Below are 14,751 nucleotides of genomic sequence, written 5' to 3'. Positions count from 1 at the left end.
ACGCCGTTTTCTCCGTGCTCCGTATGTTAAACTACCCCCTGCATGCTCGGAAATGTATTCAAAAAGATAGTCGGAACCAGCAATGACAGGCGTATTCGGCGTATGCGTTCCGCTGTGGAGAGCGTGAACGTGCTTGAGGCGGAGGTTTCGTCTCTTACGAACGCGCAGATCGCTGAAAAAACCGCAGAATTGCGCGGGCGTATTCCCGATTCGGCTTCAAAAGATGAACTTAACAAGGCGTTTGGCGAAATTCTTCCCGAAGCGTTTGCCCTTGTGCGCGAGGCGTCCAAACGGGCGACCGGAATGAGGCATTTTGACGTGCAGATTATCGGCGCGATTGTTCTGCACGGCGGAGAGGTGGCGGAGATGAAAACGGGCGAGGGAAAAACCCTTGTCGCCGTCCCCGCGCTTTATTTGAACGCGCTTGCCGGAAAAGGCGCGCATCTGGTTACCGTCAACGACTATCTTGCCGCCAGAGACGCGATGTGGATGGGCGCGGTCTACAAACTTCTGGGGCTTGAAATCGGCGTTATAAACTCCGGGCAGTCATACCGCGTGGAATGGGAAGACCCCGAAGCTGCGAGCGCCGGAAATATGTCGGTCTGGGTTGGCGGGGAAAACCCCCCGCTGCCGGGCGGAAAAAATGCCTCTGCGGTCGCGGCTTTTAAGACAAAACTCGCCGAATGTTCAAAAAATGAGGCGTATGCCTGCGATGTTACATACGGCACAAACAACGAATTCGGTTTTGATTATCTGCGAGACAACATGGGTTTTTCTCTGGAAGAATACGTCCAGCGCGGTCATTTTTTCGCCATTGTTGACGAGGTTGACAGCATTCTCATAGACGAGGCGCGCACGCCGCTGATTATTTCAGGACCTTCGGGCGGCTCAACCGACATTTACAACAAAATAGACCGCGTGGTGGTGAATCTCTCCAAGGACGAAGATTTTTCCATTGATGAAAAAAACCGCCGCGCCGAGTTGTTTGAAACCGGAATTTCAAAAGTGGAATCCGCGCTTGGAATTCAAAACCTCTACGACCCGTCAAACCTTGAGACGCTTCACTGCGTAAATCAGTCGTTGCGGGCGCGGCATCTGTATCACCGCGATGTGGACTACATGGTGCGGGACGGAAAGGTTGTGATTGTGGACGAGTTCACCGGGCGGCTCATGGAGGGGCGGCGGTGGAGCGACGGGCTTCATCAGGCGGTTGAGGCGAAGGAAAAAGCCGAAATTGAGCAGGAAAACCAAACGCTTGCCACAGTAACGCTTCAAAACTATTTCAGAATGTATGAAAAACTTTCGGGCATGACCGGAACGGCGGACACCGAGGCGTTTGAGTTTCAGAAAATATACAAACTCGGGGTCGCCGTTGTGCCGACTCACATGGATATGGTAAGGCGGGATTTTGACGATGTGATTTACCGCACCGAGGATGAAAAAAACTCCGCAATCTGCGAAGAAATAAAAGAATTAAACGAAATCGGCAGGCCCGTGCTTGTCGGCACAACTTCAATAGAGCAGTCCGAAAAAATCTCCGCGCACCTTCAAGAAGAGGGAATCACGCATCAGGTTTTGAACGCCAAAAATCACGCCAAAGAGGCGGAGATAGTCGCTCAAGCCGGCAAAAAGGGCTCGGTTACAATCGCGACCAACATGGCGGGCAGGGGAACGGACATTGTTCTTGGAGGCAATCCCGAATTTACCGCCTCGGAAGACATGTCTTTTGAGCAAGCGCAGGCAACCGCCGAAGCGAATAAAAAAGAGGTTGTAGAACTCGGTGGGCTTCACATAATCGGTTCGGAACGGCATGAGTCCCGCCGCATAGATAACCAGTTGCGCGGACGGTCGGGGCGCCAGGGAGATGCCGGTTCGTCCCGTTTCTACATATCGCTTGAAGACCCGCTTATGAGAATTTTCGCGTCTGACAGGGTCGCCTCGGTTATGGATATGGTCGGTTGGGAAGAGGGCGTTCCGATGGAGCATGGAATGATGACGAAGGTTATTGAGTCCGCGCAGAAGAAGGTGGAAAGCCGCAATTTTGACATAAGAAAACACCTGCTTGATTACGATGATGTGCTGAACACTCAGCGCGAGGTTGTTTACAAACTGCGCCGCGAAATTCTTGAGGGCGGCGAGGCGCTAAAAGACAATTTCCTTGGAATAGTAAAAAAACTTTCACACGAACTTTTAGAGGAAATGTCCGCCGCCACGGGTGAAGACTCCGACGCCGTCAAAAAAGAGGCGCAAAGCATATTCAATCTCGGAGACAGGGAAGCGGACGCGGGCGGGCTTGAGCGTTTGATTACGGACAGATACTCCGAAAAAGAGTCTGAAATCGGAAACGCCGAAAATGTGTTTGAGATTCAGAGGTTCATAATGCTTCAAACAATTGACGCTTTGTGGAAAGACCACCTGCTTGGGATGGATCATCTTAGAGAGGGCATCAGCTTTCGCAGTTACGCTCAGAAAAACCCGCTTTACGAATACAAGAACGAGGGTTTTGAGATGTTTTCAAATCTGGTCGCGACATACGAGGAAGAGGTTTGCACGAAGTTTTTCAGCATCCGGCTTGCGCGCGAGGACGATGTTCCCAGTTTGGAACCGCAACGCGAAACTCAGGATGTGTTTTTATCATCCGGCGGAGAAGCCGAAGCGCCACCAGCCCGGCAGGTTTCGGCTCCCGTGCGCCGCACCGAAGAGAAAGTCGGCAGGAATGACCCGTGCCCCTGCGGAAGCGGAAAGAAATACAAGAAGTGTTGCGGTGTGTGAAGTTTATTTCCCCCACAAACACGCCGCGAGAGAGAAAATCAGAACGCTCACATACGAATAACCGACATCAATCGCGGTTACGACCATTGGCAGACCGCCCCAGGTGTGCTGGCTCACTATAACCGCGCCGACAATTCCGATTCCCACGATAACGCTCAACTTGAAGGCGTCTTCTGTGGTTTTGAGTCCCAACCCGGCGGCGATTGCGGCAACAACAAGGCAAATAAGAAACTGCTTCGCGAACTCAACCGCCATTTTCAGCGGCGTGGCGTCCACTTCAACAATTCCCATCGCTTCCATGAAAATTCCGCCGAAAACCGCCTCGTCATGCCAAACGGCTCCAAACACAAACGCGACAACGGTCGCGGCAATCACGGATATGAAGTTCACTCTTAAAAGGTTCATTTTGCGTCTCCGGCAAGTTTTGAGATTTTGTCCGCGAGTGCGAAATCCTTTTTTGTAACGCCGCCCTCGCTGTGTGTGGAAAGCGTGATTTTCACCTTTTTCCACCCGTGCATGAGAATGTCGGGATGATGGTCGGCTTTTTCCGCCTCAATGCCCGTGCGAACGACAAAAGCCAGCGCTTCGGAGAAGTTCGAAAGCGTGAAATTTGTGTAGATGGAACTTTTGCCCGCCTTCCAGCCGGGAAGTTTTTTCAGTCTCTTTTGGACTTCCGTTTTGCTTAAAACCACCATTTTAGAACGCTTGAGCCGGCTGCCGTTTGACATTTTTTCCGTCCGTTGTAGTTTATAAGTCCTGTTTATCTAAGACAAGGGGGAGTATTTACCAATGGGTGCAGAACTCGGTATGAAAGAAGCCCGCGAGCTTCTGAAAAAGCATAAAATAGTCATCGCCGGAGTCGGCGAAACGGAGCAGGGCAAGATCCCTGACAAAAGTTCTTTTCACTTTCTTTCCGAAGCGTCAAAAATCGCGATAGAAGACGCCGGAATCAAAAAAACGGATGTTGACGGTCTCGTAACGGCATTTTCGCTTGTGGAGCAGACGTTTATGCACTGCACCACTTTTGCGGACTATTTCGGAATGAACCCGAAGTTTTTCTCTTCCATAGCGGTTGGCGGTTCCACGGCGGTGTGGATGGTTGCCGAAGCGGCTATGGCAATTGCGTCCGGGCAGTCGGAAGTCGTTCTGTGCGTTAGAGGGGACAACACGCTTTCGGGAATATCTTCCTCCGGAATGGTCGCTCTTATAAGGGAGATGTGCCACGCGGAGTTTGAGTTTCCTTACGGTCTCACAACCCCGGGCGGATACGCTCTTGCGGCACAGAGATACCTTCACGAATACGGCAACAAGAGAGAGCATCTTGCCGCCGTTGCCACAACAATGAGAAAACACGCGGCGGACAAGGAAAACGCGATGAACAAAGAGCCGCTTTCGGTTGAGGAAGTGCTTGAGTCCCGCATAATTGCGGAGCCGCTCACCAAATACGACTGCTCAATCATCTCTGACGGCGGTTGCGCTTTCATCATCACAACCGAGGACAAGGCGAAAGAACTCGGAATAAGCAACAACCTTGCCTACCTGTGGGGAATGGGACAGGGATATTCCCACCAGTATCTGACCACATTGAACGATTTGGGGCAGATATACGGCGCGGTGAAAACTTCGGGCGACAAAGCGTTCGGCACCGCCGGTATTACAAAGGACGATGTTGATGTCGCGTTTCTTTACGATTGTTTCACGATAACGGTTCTTCTTGAACTTGAAGGACTGGGATTTGTGAAGCCCGGAGAGGGCGGTCCTTTTGCTCTTGAAGGCAGAATGGAAAAGGGTAAGGACCTGCCGGTCAACACGCACGGCGGGCTTTTGTCTCAGGCGCATCTCGGAGCCATGCACCATGTTGTTGAAGCAACTTTGCAGCTTCGCGGCACGGCTGGCAAAAGACAGATTGAAGACGCTGAAGTCGCCCTTGTGCACGGTAACGGCGGTATCGTGAGCGCTCACAGCACGGTTCTGCTGGGCAACCAGCCGCTTAACTGACCGGAGTGTTTCACATTTCAAACGGAGGAATCTTAAACAATGGCTGAAAACAAATACGCAAAACCGCTTCCGGAATTTCGTCCGGAAACAAAACCTTTCTGGGATGGTTGCAAGAAGCATGATCTTATGCTTCCCAGATCAAAGCAGACGGGAGAATTTTTCTTTTACCCCAGGGCTTTCTCCCCGGGAGACGACATGAGCGCCGACATTGAGTGGGTCAAGTCTCCGGGCAAAGGGAAAGTCTGGACCTTCTCAATCCACCACATGGGCCCCACAAAGGCCTATAAGGAAGACGGCTCTTACGTGGTCGCGCTTGTGGAGCTTGACGAAGGTGTGAAGATGATGTCAAACATCGTTGAGTGCGATGTGAATGATGTGGAGATAGGAATGGAAGTTGAGGTCGTTTTTGACGACGTTACCGAAGAGGTAACGCTTCCGAAGTTCCGTCCCGCGAAATAGGAGCAGGAGGAAGTCTGTTATGTCAAAGGTTTTCTACGAAGATATTGAGGTTGGCGAGGAGCATGAAAGCACCGGCAGAACGGTTACCGAAGCCGATGTTACGAACTTCGCCGGGCTTTCGGCGGATTTCAACAACATGCACATAGACGAGGAGTTTGCGAAAAAGACGGTTTTCAAAACCAGAGTCGCTCACGGATTGTGCGTTCTTTCAATATCTTCAGGTCTGTGGTTTACAATGCCCAGGCTCGCGACCATAGCGTTTATGGGTCTTGAAGACTGGCGTTTTTCAGGAGCGGTCAAGTTTGGAGACACGATAAAAATTAAACGCAAACTTGCTGAAAAACGTGAACACAAGAGGCCCAATATGGGTTTTTTCATCTGGGATCTTGAGGTTCTTAATCAGGAAAATGAGGTTGTGCAGAAGGGCAAATGGGTTATTCTCGTCCAGAGAAGGGAGTCGGACTGAAAAAACTTAAAATGTCCGGAGACCGCAAATTCAATTTTGTCTTGTTAAGTAAACCTTTGTTAGTCTATAATATGGCTTCCAATATGGCCGGGTGAAACAGGAGAGAGGAGATTAAACAATGAAGAAATTCATACTATCGTTACTGGTTATGGGTTTGGCAGTGGTGTCTGTCAGCGTTTTTCCGTCTGCGGCGGAAACCGGTGCTAAAAGCATGCTGGGCAATCGTTCCATAACCACCAAATTTATCTCAAAAGAGTATGGCGGCGAAATTGCCAGCCAATCAGGTAAAAGCAGATTTCAGGGATTTCAGATTGGCGCAAATCTTTTCCCCGGTCAGGATTTGGATTTCATTACCGAACTGACTTATGCGCAGGTCGGTTCGGAAGATAAGACATGGGTTTTTGATGCGCAGGTTAATCCGACCATCCACAGGAGCATTACCCCGCACATCAAACTGCTTGCGGGAGCCATGCTCGGTATTTCCACGGCAAAGTCGAAACAGCAGCCTTCAGTTGCCGAATACGAAAACACCGAACTTATATGGGGTCTGAACACGGGCGCTGAGTTAAGTCAGGGGCGTCTAACAATGCTTTTGGGTGTCAATTACAACTGGATGGATGAGTTCGGAGACGGTATTGAGATTGGAGTTGACTCTAATTTTAGTCTCACCGAAAGAATCTCTTTGAACAGTTCATTTGCTTACGAGCACAATTCGGACGCGCTTGCTTTCGGTGTCGGGCTCAACCTGCGTATTTTCAATTAAGAAACTCGGTTTTCAGGTCTGAGAGGATTTTCGTCGCTTCCGCCGCGAACACGGCGATTTTTTCTCTCACCACAAGATCCGAGTCTTTATCGTAAGGCGTTTCCATCAAATTGAGAATTATGAGTTTCGCGCCGTTTCGCAGTGCGATTTGAGGAAGCGTGCTTGCGGGTGTTACCAGTAAAGACGAGCCGGCAACTATAAGAACCCCGCACTCCTCCACAAGTTCAATGGCCGCATTCCAAGGTTCGCGCGGAAGGGGCTCTCCAAAGAAAACGGCGTTGGGTTTCAAAATTCCGCCGCATTCGCATTCGGGTGCGGTTTGTCCGTTTTTCACTCTTTTCATAACCTCGTCCATCGGCGTTTTTCCACCGCATTTGATGCATACGGTTTCGCGTATTGAGCCGTGCAGCTCATGCACGGTTTTGGAACCCGCTTCGCCGTGCAAGCCGTCCACATTCTGAGTTATGACGCCGTTCGTCATTTTCCGCGCTTCAAGTTCGGCAAACAGAAAATGTCCGGCGTTGGGTTTTGCGGCGCTACGGACCGGGTGAAGTTCCAGAGCGTATGAATAGTAGGCGGACGGGTTTTGCATAAACCCGTCAAGAGACACGACCGACTGGTCCATCTTTTCCCACAATCCCTTATCGGGAGATCTGTAGTCCGGTATGCCGGACTCGGTGCTTATTCCGGCTCCGGTTAAAACCGCGCCTTTTCCGGTGCCGGACAGAATTTCAAGAAATTTTTCCGCTTCATCGTGCAAGGAGTAAATTATCTCTAATTGTCACGCGAGGCGGGCAGAAAGGTGATTTTCTTCGCATTGCCGTCCTCTTTTGTCTCGAACTTAACCCCGCTCATCTCTTTAACGGCTGTGTAAACGACTTTTCTTTCGTAAGCCTGCATTCTGTGAAAAGTGAACGGCCTGCCGGACTCAATTACCTTTTTCGCGGCTTCAACGGCTTTTCTTTCAATCTCTTTCTCTCTTTTCCTTTTGTAGTCGTTGACGTCTATTGAAATCCTTTTGCCTCTGTTGGGAGGCTTGCCGGTTTTGGACGAAACTATTCTGGAAACAATGTATTCAAAGTTTCTCAGGGTTTCCCCGTATTTGCCTATCAACAACCCCTGATATTCATCAACGTTCAAGTCCAACTCTATTGCCGAATCGGTTTCAGACACGTTAATGGAGTGGTTAATGCCCATGATATCCAGAATTTTTTTTGTTGCTTCTCCGGCATGTTCACGCACCTCTTCGGATGAATAGCTTATATCTTCCTGTGGCGAGCCGTCCGCGCCGCTTTTGCTTTTCAGAGCAACCCTGATTTTTGCTTTTCTGCCGCCGATTCCAAAAATGCCTTTTGATGGCTTGCGAAGAACCTCAACAAAAACTTTATTCCTGTGGACTCCGAGTTCAATAAGCGCTTCTTCAAGAGCTTCCTCGGTAGTTTCCGCTTCTTTTTCCACTTCTTTCATATCCATCTCCTTATTTTATCCTATGTGCTTCTGTTTATGTACAATTGCTGCGCCACGCTCAACACGTTGCTTGCCGTCCAGTAAAGCACAAGCCCCGAAGGAAAATCCCACATAACAAAGGTGAAAACAAGAGGCATAAACTGCATTATTTTCGCCTGCATCGCGGCAGTGTCGCCGGCTGCCGCGATGGGGGTCAATTTTGTTGAGAACCACCACGAAACCCCCATTGCAAGCGGGAGAATTCTAAACGGCACGGAAGTTCCCGGCACATCAAACAGCATCTCCGCCGCGGAAAGGTCGCTTATCCACAGAAACGAACTGTGGCGCAACTCTATTGAATACAGCAATCCGTAATAAAGCGCGATAAACACCGGGACTTGAGCAAGCATCGGCAGACAGCCGCCAAGACTGCTGAGAGGGTTGATTCCGTGATTTGAGTAAAGCTTCATCATCTCTTCGTTCTGACGTTTTTTGTCGTCCTTGAACTTTTCCTTGAGTGCGTCCAGTTTGGGTTTTAAGGTCTCCATTTTTTTCTGCATTTTCTTCATTGACCTCATTCCCTTTATGGAAAGAGGCAGAAACAGCAGACGGAATACGACCGTTATGACAATTATTGAGACTCCGTAGTTGTCAAAAAAGCCGTTGGAGTATTTCAGAACACGCACCGCAAGTTTTGAAAGCGTTCCAAACCAGCCGTAATCAATGGCGTTTTCAAATCCGTAACCGGCCGCCGAAAGCATATTTTCCTGCTTCGGCCCCATATACGTTTTCCACTTACGCTCCGAAACCGCGCCCGAAGGAATTGAAAACCTTCCGTATGAAAAACGCGTTTTAATCTCACGCCCGTCTTTTGTGGAAGTCTTGACCTGTGTTGTTTCACCCGATTCGGGAAGCGCCGCGATTATGAAGTATTTTTTTGAAAATCCCAGCCAGTCAACTCCGCCCGTGAGAGGTTTTCCCACGTCATCTCCGCCATTGAACTGTTTTTTCTCGCCGTTGACGGAAACAACAAGGGCGTTGGTCGGTCCGTAATCCGCCTCTTCTATTTTTCCGCGCTGGAGAAAATGCAAGGCGTATTCGGCGGTTTTCGCCGACCGGTTTTCTATCTCGTATTTGCCGCCAATCATGTAAGTGTCCGGCGTGAACGACAGTTTTTTGACAATCCTGAAGCCGTTTTGCTCGTATGAAAGCGCGATTTCCCTCGCGAGCCCCTCCACCTTGACCGTGGTTTCGCCTTTATATTCAAACGGAACCGGGTTCGGGAGGTTGGTGTTTTCCAGAGACAAGACCGTTTCCGGAGATGACCACTTTCCTCCGACAAGCGTGAGAGATTCCGACCCGTCTTCAGGGCTTTCAGAGTAGTTTTTAAGAACCAGCTTTTTTATGGTCCCACCGGCGGTGTCCACATACGCCGTGTAGAGAGAGGTTTGAACCTCCACGGTTTTTCCGCTCCGTGCGGCGGCCGGCAGGGTTGGAGGCTCCCATTGTGCGTCCATTGGCGCGGCTTGCATTTCCCCGCCTGTGTTCAATGCATCGGTTTTTTCGGTTACCACAGGTTTGGGGTTTCCGGTCGGTTGCGGAAACAGTTTTGAGTATCCGAAGATTATTCCCAGAGCGAGAACGGCGAAGATTATGTAATTGGAAGTGAGTTTCTCATCCTGCATGTCAGTTTCATTTCTCCACCGGGTCGTAGCCGCCGGCGTTAAAGGGGTGGCACCTTGCCACCCTGCTCACAGCCATCACCGCTCCGCGCCTCAGTCCGTGTGTTCTAATGGCTTGCGAGGAATATTCGGAGCAACTGGGATAGAACCGGCAACGGGCTCCCAGCAACGGCGATATTGTTTTGCGGTATATCTCTATAATGAAAATCGCAAGCCTTGAGGCGACGCGGGATGCCATTTCATTTCTCTCCGCCCATCATACCCATTATTTCCGCGCAAACCGCACCGAAAGGCATTTTGGACACATCATTTTCCGCTATGAAAATAACGTCTCTTGAGGCGAATTGAGGTTTGTTAAGCCTGAAGATTTCCCGGAAATAACGTTTGATTGTGTTTCTTGAAACCGCGCCGGGAACGGCTTTTTTAGCCACAATCCGCCCGATACGCGCAAAGCCGAGCCCGTTTTCGGCGATAACAACGGAGAGATTTTGAGACGAGAGCCGTTTCCCTTTTTTCAAAACCCGCACATACTCGGTTTTTTCCATCAGTTTTTCTCTTTTCCGAAGCTCCTGGCCGCGGATTTTCCTCATTTTGCCCGGAACTGGACAGTCAGAGCGTGTCTGCCCTTTTGCGTTCTTCTCTTCAGAACGCGGCGTCCGCCCACAGTGCTCATTCTTGAGCGGAAACCGTGGGTTTTTATCGCTTTTTTCCTGTGCGGCTGAAAAGTTCTCTTCATGGCAGACGCGCGTAAAACTACCACAACTGACGCTCCGGTCAAGTTGACAAGTTCCCGCCCTTGTTGTTAAATGATAGCCGTATTTTCCCTTTCCGGAATGCTTGCGCAATGATACTTGAAGGTTTAAAACTGATGCTTGCGGGGATGTTTGTCGTCTATATTTTCCTTTCCGCTCTTCTGATTATGATAAAGGTGTCCGCATACTTTTTCGGCAGTGTTTCTCCGTCCGCTTCGGGGTCGGTGCAGACTTCAGTTCCAAAGGATGAGGGCGGCAGAATTGCGGCGGTGATTGCGGCGGCTCTTTCGGCATACGGAACCGGAAAAAAATAGGTATTCAGGCAAAAAAGGGCGCTTTATGAAGAAAATACTTTTTCAAGACACTTCTTTCAGAGACGGTTTTCAGTCATTTTTCGGCGCGCGCGTACTCACCGATGATTTCCTTCCGGCGGTTGAAGCGGCGTCGCACGCAGGAATAACCCATTTTGAGGCTGGCGGCGGAGCCAGATTTCAGAGCCTTTTCCTGTATTGCGGGGAGTCCGCTTTTGACATGATGGACAGGTTCAGAAGCGCCGCGGGTCCCGATGCCAATCTCCAGACGCTTGCGAGGGGAATCAACGTGGTGGCGCTGTCCGCGCAACCCAAAGACATGATTGACCTTCATGCCAGAATGTTCAAAAAGCACGGCATAACCCACATAAGAAACTTTGATGCCCTCAACGATGTGCGCAACCTTGAGTATTCCGCGCAGTGCATAAAAAACGCGGGTATTCACCATCAGGTTGTTGTTACGATGATGGAACTTCCACCCGGCTGCGACGGCGCGCATGATTCGGAATTTTACATCAACAAAGTGCGCGAAATTCTTGATTCCGGGCTTCCCTTTGACTCAATCTGCTTCAAAGACGCTTCGGGAACTTCAAACCCCAAAAAGGTTTACGACACGGTTAAAGGCGCCAGAGAGATTGTTGGCAAGGACACGGTACTGTGGGTGCACACGCATGAAACCGCCGCGCAGGGCGTTGCTCAATACACCGCTGCGATAGAAGCCGGTTGCGACGGAATATGCGTCGCGCGGGCTCCGGTTTCAGGCGGAACCGCCCAGCCGGACATCATTTCCATGTGCGGTGCGCTCAAGGGGACGGATTTTACGCTTGATGTGGATGTGAAGAAAATTCTTGAAGCGAACGCAGTTTTCAAGGACTGCATGGCGGATTACTATTTTCCGCCCGAAGCGCTGGGAATTTCGTCCGAAGTTCTGCTCTCTCCGATGCCCGGCGGCGCGCTCACGGCAAACACAATGATGATGCGCGACACCAACACGCTTGAACTTTACCCGAAGGTGATAGAGGAGATGTCCGAATGTGTCGCCAAAGGCGGTTTCGGAACCTCCGTAACACCGGTTTCGCAGTTCTATTTTCAGCAGGCATTTTCAAACGTAACTCAGGGCAAATGGAAAAAAATCGCGGACGGATACGGCAATATGGTGCTCGGCTATTTCGGGCGCACGCCGGTTCCTCCCGACCCCGAAGTTGTAAAAATCGCCGAAGAGCAGATGGGCAAACCCCGTTTTAACGGTGACCCGCTTGAGATTATTGAGCCGGGAATTCCCTCGGCGAAAGCCATTCTTGAAAAAAACGGGCTTGAAACTACCGAGGAGAATATATTCATAGTCGGCGCTCTTGAGACTCCGGGCGGGAACAAGGGGCTTGATTTTCTCAAAGGAGACTTCTCGGTCAATGTGAGAAAAAACGAAGCCAAAGAGGCGGCAAAGCCCGAAGGCGGCTCCACGCCGGACGCTTTTACCGCAACCATTGACGGAAAGAATTACGCCGTGAGCGTTAAGCCCTCCGGCGACGCCTACGCGGTTACGGTTGATGGCTCTGACTACGCCGTGAGCATCAGCGAAGGGGGCGCTCAGCAGGCGGCTCCGTCCGCAAAGCCGTCGGGAGAAGTAACGCCGCTCGTCGCCGCCGTTCCCGGAAATGTTTGTAAAATCTCAGTTGCTGTCGGAGACAAGGTTGAGGAAAATCAACCGCTTGTTGTGCTTGAAGCGATGAAGATGGAAACCCCGGTCGCCTCTCCGTGCGCGGGGGTTGTGGCATCAATAGAGGTCTCTACGACCGATGTTGTTGAATCGGGTCAGGTTCTGCTGACAATTGCTCCAAACTGACCATTGCAACCGTGTTTGACGAGATGAAAAAAACTTCTTTACTCACTGCGATTTTCGCCTTTCTTGCGATTTTCGCCTTTTTCGTTTTTCCGGCGTTCGCTGCGGGCGGCGAGGGCTCGGAACTTCCGAGTCTTCTGGATATTTTCCGTAGCCTTGCGCGAGAGACCGGAGTGAGCGGCTTTTTATCCTACGAGGAGTCGTGGATACCCGGACCGGGACGGTTCATGATGGTTTCGGTTGGCTTTCTTCTTCTCTATCTTGGAATTGCCAAACGGTTTGAGCCGCTTCTGCTTGTTACAATTGGTTTCGGTTGCGTGCTTTCCAACATCCCTCTTTCGGGCATCAATGAGCCGGGCGGGATTTTGAGCTATGTTTACGATGCGGGCATAAAAACGGGCATTTTCCCGCTGATTATTTTCATGGGAGTCGGCGCGCTGACAGATTTCGGGCCGCTTCTCGCCAATCCCAGAACCATACTGCTCGGCGTTGCCGCGCAGTTCGGCATATTTGCCACCCTTATAGGAGCGCTTGCGCTCACGCGTTATGTTGACGGCATAGATTTTTCCTTTGCGGACGCGGCGTCCATCGGCATCATCGGCGGCGCGGACGGCCCCACGGCAATCTATGTTTCCTCTCAGTTGTCTCCGCGTCTTCTGGGAGCGATTTCGGTTGCCGCGTATTCATATATGGCGCTTGTTCCGCTCATTCAGCCGCCCATAATGAGAGCTCTGACGACAAAAGAGGAAAGGATGATAAGGATGAAACAGCTCAGACCGGTCGCTAAAACCGAGAAGATTATGTTCCCGCTTATTTCCGTTGTTTTGTGCGCGCTTTTTCTCCCGTCCGCCGCTCCGCTTATAGGGTTTTTCATGTTCGGCAATCTGATGAAGGAGTGCGGAGTTGTTGACCGACTTTCGGACACGGCGCAGAATTCGCTTATAAACATAACCACGATATTTCTCGGGCTCGGAGTTGGCTCAAAACTTTCGGCCGAGGAGTTTCTCACGGTTGAAACAATCGGAATTTTAATACTCGGAGTGGTGGCTTTCTGCATAGGAACGGCTTCGGGCGTTCTCAAGGCAAAACTTCTTAACCTGTTTTCCACGAACAAGATAAACCCGCTTATCGGTTCCGCGGGCGTGTCCGCCGTTCCAATGGCGGCGCGCGTGTCGCAGGATGTCGGCGCGAAGGAAGATCCTCAAAATGTGTTGCTTATGCACGCGATGGGTCCCAACGTGGCCGGGGTTCTGGGTTCAGCGGTCGCGGCGGGAATTTTGCTCGCGGTGTTTTCTTGAAATCCCTTCCCTACGGCAAGCCTGTAATTTTCTTTGACGGTGTTTGCGGATTGTGTGACCGTTTTATCCGTTTTATTCTCAAAAGAGACACGCGCAAAACTTTCTTTTTTTCCACGTTGCGGGGGCGTACCGCGGCGAAAGCCTTTTCCGCGCCGCCGGATTTTCACGAATGGAGCATTGTTTATATGGACGAGGAGGGCGTTCACCATTTTTCCGGAGCGGTGATTAAAATTCTCACCCGAATGGGCGGCGGCTGGCGTTTCGCACGGGTTTTTTCATATATTCCCGCTTTTATCAGGGATTTAATTTACGGTTATATAGCACGCGGACGTTACAAATGGTTCGGTAAATTTGACTCGTGCAAGTTGCCGGATGCGGAAAATTCCGACAGATTTCTTCCGTGAACGGTTATGAGAGCGATTAAAATTGCATTTCTTTTTAGCGCTTTTTTTATTTTTGCGCCGGTTCTGATAACGCATGCGGGAGCTCAGGCGTTTTACCAGAGGCAACTGCCGGAATTCACCTCGTCAAGCCGGCAGGACTGGATTAATTCCGCGCCGCTCAAACGTGAGGACTTAAAGGGCGGGGTAACGCTCGTGTATTTCTGGACTTTTGACTGCTGGAATTCATATCGCTCCTTCCCGTGGTTGCGCGGGCTTGAAAAACGTTTCGGAGGAAACGGCTTTCAGGCAATCGGCGTGCACACGCCGGAGTTTGAGCATGAAAAGAGCAGAAGAAACCTTGAAGAGAAAATGCGGGAATTCAAGGTTTCTCATCCCGTTATGATGGACAACAATTTTTACTATTGGCGGAAAATGAACAATCGCTACTGGCCCACTTTTTATATCGTGGACAGAGACGGCAAAATTGTTCACAAAATGATAGGGGAAACGCACATAGGGCAGGAAAGGGCGAAAGAGTTTGAGAAGGTTTTGGAAAGGGTGGTTAAGCAGTGAAGTTGGTG

The 14,751-nt window shown here is 50.6% G+C and carries 18 protein-coding genes; 10 read left to right on the top strand and 8 right to left on the bottom strand.

What is annotated here, in order from left to right; all coding sequences use genetic code 11:
• Positions 1-42: 42 nt before the first annotated feature.
• Positions 43-2,772: a preprotein translocase subunit SecA gene (secA, locus tag GKS04_00500; GenBank protein ID QMU55677.1), complete on the top strand. Its 2,730-nt coding sequence runs from the start codon at positions 43-45 to the stop codon at positions 2,770-2,772.
• A gap of 3 nt (positions 2,773-2,775) precedes the next feature.
• Here the strand turns inward: secA and GKS04_00495 are convergent, their stop codons facing one another.
• Positions 2,776-3,177 (bottom strand): DUF1761 family protein, encoded by a 402-nt coding sequence (locus GKS04_00495; GenBank protein QMU55676.1) that lies wholly within the window; start codon positions 3,175-3,177, stop codon positions 2,776-2,778.
• The gene (locus GKS04_00490; protein ID QMU56659.1) at positions 3,174-3,467 is read right to left on the bottom strand and encodes a 4a-hydroxytetrahydrobiopterin dehydratase; all 294 of its coding nucleotides are present in this window, start codon (positions 3,465-3,467) and stop codon (positions 3,174-3,176) included. Before GKS04_00490 ends, GKS04_00495 begins: the two co-directional genes overlap by 4 nt.
• Before the next feature lie 94 nt (positions 3,468-3,561).
• On the opposite strand from GKS04_00490, the gene GKS04_00485 reads away from it, so the two are divergent.
• From GKS04_00485 to GKS04_00470, 4 genes are all read left to right on the top strand, one after another.
• Positions 3,562-4,770 carry a thiolase family protein gene (locus tag GKS04_00485; GenBank protein ID QMU55675.1) on the top strand — a complete coding sequence of 403 codons (1,209 nt, stop codon included), beginning with the start codon at positions 3,562-3,564 and terminating at the stop codon, positions 4,768-4,770.
• A gap of 39 nt (positions 4,771-4,809) precedes the next feature.
• Positions 4,810-5,229 (top strand): hypothetical protein, encoded by a 420-nt coding sequence (locus GKS04_00480; GenBank protein QMU55674.1) that lies wholly within the window; start codon positions 4,810-4,812, stop codon positions 5,227-5,229.
• A 19-nt stretch (positions 5,230-5,248) separates the two neighbouring features.
• Positions 5,249-5,695 carry an acyl dehydratase gene (locus tag GKS04_00475; GenBank protein ID QMU55673.1) on the top strand — a complete coding sequence of 149 codons (447 nt, stop codon included), beginning with the start codon at positions 5,249-5,251 and terminating at the stop codon, positions 5,693-5,695.
• A gap of 118 nt (positions 5,696-5,813) precedes the next feature.
• Entirely contained in the window at positions 5,814-6,458 is a 645-nt protein-coding gene (locus GKS04_00470) for a hypothetical protein (GenBank protein ID QMU55672.1), read from the top strand.
• Here the strand turns inward: GKS04_00470 and GKS04_00465 are convergent.
• From GKS04_00465 to rpmH, 6 genes are read right to left on the bottom strand one after another with little or no spacing between them, the layout of a single operon-like run.
• Positions 6,451-7,230, bottom strand: coding sequence for an NAD-dependent protein deacylase (locus tag GKS04_00465; protein QMU55671.1), 780 nt, complete (start codon positions 7,228-7,230; stop codon positions 6,451-6,453). The two genes, GKS04_00470 and GKS04_00465, sit on opposite strands and share 8 nt — an antisense overlap.
• A 2-nt stretch (positions 7,231-7,232) precedes the next feature.
• The gene (locus tag GKS04_00460) at positions 7,233-7,931 is read right to left on the bottom strand and encodes a hypothetical protein (protein ID QMU55670.1); all 699 of its coding nucleotides are present in this window, start codon (positions 7,929-7,931) and stop codon (positions 7,233-7,235) included.
• A gap of 14 nt (positions 7,932-7,945) precedes the next feature.
• Positions 7,946-9,589: a membrane protein insertase YidC gene (gene yidC / locus GKS04_00455; GenBank protein QMU55669.1), complete on the bottom strand. Its 1,644-nt coding sequence runs from the start codon at positions 9,587-9,589 to the stop codon at positions 7,946-7,948.
• A 7-nt stretch (positions 9,590-9,596) separates the two neighbouring features.
• Complete coding sequence (gene yidD, locus GKS04_00450; GenBank protein ID QMU55668.1) at positions 9,597-9,824, bottom strand: membrane protein insertion efficiency factor YidD; 228 nt, start codon at positions 9,822-9,824, stop codon at positions 9,597-9,599.
• Position 9,825: 1 nt separating this feature from the next.
• Complete coding sequence (rnpA, locus tag GKS04_00445; protein QMU55667.1) at positions 9,826-10,176, bottom strand: ribonuclease P protein component; 351 nt, start codon at positions 10,174-10,176, stop codon at positions 9,826-9,828.
• The gene (rpmH, locus tag GKS04_00440) at positions 10,173-10,322 is read right to left on the bottom strand and encodes a 50S ribosomal protein L34 (protein QMU55666.1); all 150 of its coding nucleotides are present in this window, start codon (positions 10,320-10,322) and stop codon (positions 10,173-10,175) included. The genes rnpA and rpmH overlap by 4 nt, the downstream gene beginning before the upstream one ends.
• Positions 10,323-10,430: 108 nt before the next feature.
• On the opposite strand from rpmH, the gene GKS04_00435 reads away from it, so the two are divergent.
• Genes GKS04_00435 through GKS04_00415 form a run of 5 tightly spaced genes read left to right on the top strand, consistent with a single transcriptional unit; the run spans position 10,431 to position 14,743 of the window.
• The gene (locus GKS04_00435) at positions 10,431-10,652 is read left to right on the top strand and encodes a hypothetical protein (GenBank protein ID QMU55665.1); all 222 of its coding nucleotides are present in this window, start codon (positions 10,431-10,433) and stop codon (positions 10,650-10,652) included.
• A gap of 25 nt (positions 10,653-10,677) precedes the next feature.
• On the top strand, positions 10,678-12,492 hold the full coding sequence (locus GKS04_00430; protein ID QMU55664.1) for a biotin attachment protein: 1,815 nt from the start codon (positions 10,678-10,680) through the stop codon (positions 12,490-12,492).
• A 23-nt stretch (positions 12,493-12,515) separates the two neighbouring features.
• On the top strand, positions 12,516-13,787 hold the full coding sequence (locus tag GKS04_00425) for a sodium ion-translocating decarboxylase subunit beta (GenBank protein QMU55663.1): 1,272 nt from the start codon (positions 12,516-12,518) through the stop codon (positions 13,785-13,787).
• Positions 13,784-14,191, top strand: a complete 408-nt coding sequence (locus GKS04_00420) for a DUF393 domain-containing protein (protein QMU55662.1) — start codon at positions 13,784-13,786, stop codon at positions 14,189-14,191. The genes GKS04_00425 and GKS04_00420 overlap by 4 nt, the downstream gene beginning before the upstream one ends.
• A 6-nt stretch (positions 14,192-14,197) precedes the next feature.
• Positions 14,198-14,743, top strand: a complete 546-nt coding sequence (locus tag GKS04_00415; protein ID QMU55661.1) for a redoxin domain-containing protein — start codon at positions 14,198-14,200, stop codon at positions 14,741-14,743.
• Positions 14,744-14,751: the final 8 nt, after the last annotated feature.

It is taken from the genome of Candidatus Mycalebacterium zealandia (assembly GCA_014075295.1).
Taxonomy (GTDB): Bacteria; Desulfobacterota_D; UBA1144; order Nemesobacterales; family Mycalebacteriaceae; genus Mycalebacterium; species Mycalebacterium zealandia.
Note: the sequence above shows the minus strand (reverse complement) of the source record. Positions and strands in the feature narration are given on the sequence as shown.

Bases quoted from the DNA above. Each gene is read 5' to 3' on its own strand.
- secA (QMU55677.1), top strand. From the start codon at position 43: ATGCTCGGAAATGTATTCAAAAAGATAGTCGGAACCAGCAATGACAGG.
- GKS04_00495 (QMU55676.1), bottom strand. From the start codon at position 3,177: ATGAACCTTTTAAGAGTGAACTTCATATCCGTGATTGCCGCGACCGTT.
- GKS04_00490 (QMU56659.1), bottom strand. From the start codon at position 3,467: ATGGTGGTTTTAAGCAAAACGGAAGTCCAAAAGAGACTGAAAAAACTT.
- GKS04_00485 (QMU55675.1), top strand. From the start codon at position 3,562: ATGGGTGCAGAACTCGGTATGAAAGAAGCCCGCGAGCTTCTGAAAAAG.
- GKS04_00480 (QMU55674.1), top strand. From the start codon at position 4,810: ATGGCTGAAAACAAATACGCAAAACCGCTTCCGGAATTTCGTCCGGAA.
- GKS04_00475 (QMU55673.1), top strand. From the start codon at position 5,249: ATGTCAAAGGTTTTCTACGAAGATATTGAGGTTGGCGAGGAGCATGAA.
- GKS04_00470 (QMU55672.1), top strand. From the start codon at position 5,814: ATGAAGAAATTCATACTATCGTTACTGGTTATGGGTTTGGCAGTGGTG.
- GKS04_00460 (QMU55670.1), bottom strand. From the start codon at position 7,931: ATGGATATGAAAGAAGTGGAAAAAGAAGCGGAAACTACCGAGGAAGCT.
- yidC (QMU55669.1), bottom strand. From the start codon at position 9,589: ATGCAGGATGAGAAACTCACTTCCAATTACATAATCTTCGCCGTTCTC.
- yidD (QMU55668.1), bottom strand. From the start codon at position 9,824: ATGGCATCCCGCGTCGCCTCAAGGCTTGCGATTTTCATTATAGAGATA.
- rnpA (QMU55667.1), bottom strand. From the start codon at position 10,176: ATGAGGAAAATCCGCGGCCAGGAGCTTCGGAAAAGAGAAAAACTGATG.
- rpmH (QMU55666.1), bottom strand. From the start codon at position 10,322: ATGAAGAGAACTTTTCAGCCGCACAGGAAAAAAGCGATAAAAACCCAC.
- GKS04_00435 (QMU55665.1), top strand. From the start codon at position 10,431: ATGATACTTGAAGGTTTAAAACTGATGCTTGCGGGGATGTTTGTCGTC.
- GKS04_00430 (QMU55664.1), top strand. From the start codon at position 10,678: ATGAAGAAAATACTTTTTCAAGACACTTCTTTCAGAGACGGTTTTCAG.
- GKS04_00425 (QMU55663.1), top strand. From the start codon at position 12,516: ATGAAAAAAACTTCTTTACTCACTGCGATTTTCGCCTTTCTTGCGATT.
- GKS04_00415 (QMU55661.1), top strand. From the start codon at position 14,198: ATGAGAGCGATTAAAATTGCATTTCTTTTTAGCGCTTTTTTTATTTTT.